3 protein-coding genes and 2 pseudogenes are annotated in these 3,751 nt (G+C 67.6%); 4 read left to right on the forward strand and 1 reads right to left on the reverse strand.

Annotated features, from left to right (window positions below; translation table 11 throughout):
- From ACFWPJ_RS27255 to ACFWPJ_RS27270, 4 genes and pseudogenes are all read left to right on the forward strand, one after another.
- Positions 1–230 (forward strand): annotated as a pseudogene (locus ACFWPJ_RS27255) (arginase family protein); the annotation flags it as partial.
- Between the two features lie 90 nt (positions 231–320).
- Positions 321–893 (forward strand): TetR family transcriptional regulator, encoded by a 573-nt coding sequence (locus ACFWPJ_RS27260; protein WP_378855511.1) that lies wholly within the window; start codon positions 321–323, stop codon positions 891–893.
- 2 nt (positions 894–895) lie between these two features.
- The gene (locus tag ACFWPJ_RS27265; RefSeq protein WP_378855513.1) at positions 896–2,092 is read left to right on the forward strand and encodes an NADH:flavin oxidoreductase; all 1,197 of its coding nucleotides are present in this window, start codon (positions 896–898) and stop codon (positions 2,090–2,092) included.
- A 29-nt stretch (positions 2,093–2,121) separates the two neighbouring features.
- Positions 2,122–2,862, forward strand: coding sequence for an SDR family oxidoreductase (locus ACFWPJ_RS27270; protein ID WP_378855515.1), 741 nt, complete (start codon positions 2,122–2,124; stop codon positions 2,860–2,862).
- 65 nt (positions 2,863–2,927) lie between these two features.
- Here the strand turns inward: ACFWPJ_RS27270 and ACFWPJ_RS27275 are convergent.
- Positions 2,928–3,751: pseudogene (locus ACFWPJ_RS27275) on the reverse strand (ATP-binding protein); the annotation flags it as partial.

Below are 3,751 nucleotides of genomic sequence, written 5' to 3' on the forward strand. Positions count from 1 at the left end.
ACCCTGAACAGTTCCCGGCCCAAGGCTTACCTGACGTCGCCGACGAACCGAACGGTCTGACCTGGGACCAGCTCACCCGCGCACTGATCGCCGCCGTGGCACGCGGAGGATGTCTTGGATGGAGCCTGGCCATCTACGACCCGGACCAGGACCCTGACCGCTCCGACGCCCAGCGGATCGTCCGCCTCGTCGCCGACACAATCGCGGCGCTGCCGGCGACCACACTCTGAGATCGGCGGGCAGAGGATCAGCACGGCATCTGCGTCAGGTCCCTCAATCAATGATTGAATAGATGATTGAAACGTGTTTCAATACTGGGTATGGTCAATGAGGTCGAGACGGGGACGCGGCAGCGACTGCTGACCGCGGCCGAAACGCTGCTGCTGACCCAGCCCTACGACGAGGTCTCGATCCGCGGCATCTGTGCCGCCGCGGGTGCCAACGCGGCCGCGGTGCACTACCACTTCGGCTCGAAGGAAGCCCTGTTCGGTGCCCTGATCGAAGATCGGCTGGGACCGCTGTGGGCCGACAAGCTGGTACGCGCGACCGCGGCGCCGGATTCGCTGCCCGCGGTGGTCGACGCGATCCTGACGCCCTTCGTGCAGCTCGCGGGCGACCCGTTGGGCCGCTTGCATCTTCGACTCCTGGCCAGGTTCGTGCTCGGACGTCATCTCACCGCGTGGCAGGGACCCTGGTTTCGAATGGGCACCTGGGCCGCGCTGCTGCCGGAACTGAGCGCCCAGGAGAGCCGTCGGCGGTGGATGCTCGCCTTCGATCTGATCATCGTGCGCTTCGGCGGCCCCGAGTTGGACGACCACGGAATGACGATGCCGGAACTGGCGACGCTGCGGGATTTCGTGGTGGCCGGTCTGTGCGCGCCGACAGGAGAGTAGCGATGAACGACATATTCACACCGGCCAAGCTGGGACCGATCACCTTGCGCAATAGGGTGATCAAGGCCGCGACCTTCGAGGGTCGCACGCCCGACGCCCTGGTGACCGATGAACTGATCGACTTCCATCGGGAGGTGGCCGCCGGAGGCGTCGGGCTGACCACTGTCGCGTACTGCGCGGTCGCACCGGGCGGTCGCACCGATCGGCATCAGATCTGGATGCGACCGGAAGCCGTTGCGGGACTGCGGAAGCTGACCGATGCCGTCCATGCCGAGGGGGCCGCGGCCAGCGCGCAGATCGGCCACGCCGGACCGGTGGCCAATGCCGCCTCCAACCGGGTGCCTGCCATCGCGCCGAGCCGGATGTTCAACCCGCTGGGCATGCGATTCACCAAGACCCCCAGTGTGTCCGACATCGCCGAACTCGTTGCCGCGCACGCGAATGCCGCACGACTGGCAGAGCAAGCCGGATTCGACGCGGTGGAGATCCACTTCGGCCACAACTACCTGGCCAGCTCATTCCTGAGCCCGATTCTGAACCGGCGCAAGGACGCCTACGGCGGGTCCCTGCTCAACCGCGCTCGGATGGCGCGTGAAATCGCTTGCGCGGTCAAGGAAGCGGTGGGCGATCTGATATCGGTCCCCGCCCAGCTCAATATGGAGGACGGCGCGGGCGGTGGCCTCACCGTTCCCCAGTCGCTTCAGGTGGCCGCCTGGCTCGAGGCCGATGGCGCGCTCGACGCCCTCGAATTGACCGCCGGCAGTTCGCTGCTCAATCCGATGCTGCTGTTCCACGGCACCCCGCCGCTGCGCTCGTTCGGGAAGGTGCTGCCCGGCCCGGCCCGCTTCGGCTTCCGCTTCGTGGGGAAGTCCTTCCTGAAGGAGTACCCGTACCAGGAGGCATATCTGCTCGAGCGGGCCCGCCACTTCCGACGCGCAGTGACCATGCCGCTGATCCTGTTGGGCGGCATCACCAATCTCGACACCATGCTCCAGGCTCGGACCGAGGGTTTCGATTTCGTCGCCATGGGCCGGGCCCTGCTGCGCGAACCGGATCTGCTGCATCGCATCCAGGCCGATGAGTCGGCGCGCTCGGCGTGCGTGCACTGCAACGAGTGCATGCCCACCATCTATTCGCGCACACGCTGCGTGTACCGCCCCAACCTCTCGCGCGAGCCGATCCAGCTGACCCTCGGCTGAACACCCACCTGACGTAGGAGACACACACCATGAGTGGACGATTGACCGGACGAGTCGCGCTGATCAGCGGCGCGGCCTCGGGAATGGGCGCATCGCACGCCCGCGCCTTCATCGCCGAGGGCGCAGCTGTCATGATCGGCGATATCGCCGAGGCGGCGGGGCAGGCGCTGGCCGAGGAACTCGGCGACCGGGCCGCGTACATCCGACTCGATGTCACCAGCTCGCTGGACTGGGACGCGGCGGTCGTCGAAACGGTCAGGCGTTTCGGCAAACTCGATGTGCTGGTCAACAATGCCGGAATCCTGGACGGCGGACCGATCGGCGAGTACACCGAAAAGCAGTGGCAGAACGTGCTTTCCATCAATCTGACCGGCCCGTTCCTCGGTTTGACCGCCGCACGGGACGCCCTCGTCGCAGCCGCCCCGGCAGCCGTCGTGAATATCTCCTCCGCCGCCGGAATCCAGGGCGTCCCGGGCGTCCACGCCTACACCGCCTCCAAATTCGGTCTCCGCGGCCTCACCAAATCGGCCGCGCTGGAACTGGCCCCACATGGTGTGCGGGTCAATTCGGTGCATCCCGGCGGGATTCTCACCCCGATGCTCGGCGCTACCGGCGAGGTCGGCCTCGATCGGGGCTCGAACCCGCTGGCCCGCCTCGGCCTCCCGGAGGAGGTGACTCCGTTGGTGGTCTTCCTCGCCAGCACGGAATCGAGCTACTGCAATGGCGCGGAGTATGTCGTAGACGGCGGAATGACCGCGGGCCGCGCCTGACCCGGCGGGGCTGGATCAGCCCGGTCACCACCGTTCCGGGCCTGTTCCGCCCAGCCGGTGACACCGTCGAGATCGCGCCAGCGCAGGTCCGCGTCCACTGCATCGCGAGCAAGGTCGTGCGGGTACAAGCCGTCCGCGCCCACGTAGACGAACGACAATCCGCGCAGCCAGTCGAAGAGCTCATAGGCCTCACCGACATCGAGCGCCTCCCGAAGCAGCGCCTCGGTCGTCACCCGCGCCAACGCGCATACCTCCAGCGCGCGCCGATGCAGATCGGAGGGGACGACCTCCACGAACCGCCGCAGCAGCGTCCCGACGAGGTCGGGCGGCAGCGGATCCACCAGCAGGTCGCCGCCGCGCGCGGACACGTCGGCAAGCAGCGCGAGTCCCAGCGGATGACCGTGCGTGACCTGCAGTATCTGCTCATGCCGCGCAGGGTCCACCTTGATCGTGCGGAGATACTCGCGGCTTTCGGGTGGGCTCGAGTTGCGAAGGGAGACGACCCGGAGCAGATCACCCCAGCCCGGGTCGGCACGCCAGGCCGAGCTCGGCGGCGAGCGGCTCGCGATAACGGTCAGCGCCGTCGCCGGCAGGCGCGGCAGCAGCGCGGTTCGCACCCAATCATCGAGCGGCGCGAGCCGATCGTAGGTGTCGATGACCAGCACGACTCGTCCGGATGCGGTGATCGGGTCGTCGCCGTCGGGCACGTCGAGCGACGTGCCCAGGGCTTCGAGCACCGCTGTGGGCGAGAAAGACAGATCGCGCCCGTCGAGCCGAGCGACAACGGCCCCGGCGTCCGCGGCGAGATCGGCGGCAACATCGAGCAGGCTGGATTTGCCGATCCCCCCGGGCCCATACACGTACAGCACCGAGAACGGCGGCTCCGCAC

Source organism: Nocardia sp. NPDC058497 (genome assembly GCF_042720195.1).
Classification (GTDB): Bacteria; Actinomycetota; Actinomycetes; order Mycobacteriales; family Mycobacteriaceae; genus Nocardia.

Excerpts from the sequence above, each read along its gene's own strand:
- ACFWPJ_RS27260 (WP_378855511.1), top strand. The coding sequence starts at position 321 with ATGGTCAATGAGGTCGAGACGGGGACGCGGCAGCGACTGCTGACCGCG.
- ACFWPJ_RS27270 (WP_378855515.1), top strand. The coding sequence starts at position 2,122 with ATGAGTGGACGATTGACCGGACGAGTCGCGCTGATCAGCGGCGCGGCC.
- ACFWPJ_RS27265 (WP_378855513.1), top strand. The coding sequence starts at position 896 with ATGAACGACATATTCACACCGGCCAAGCTGGGACCGATCACCTTGCGC.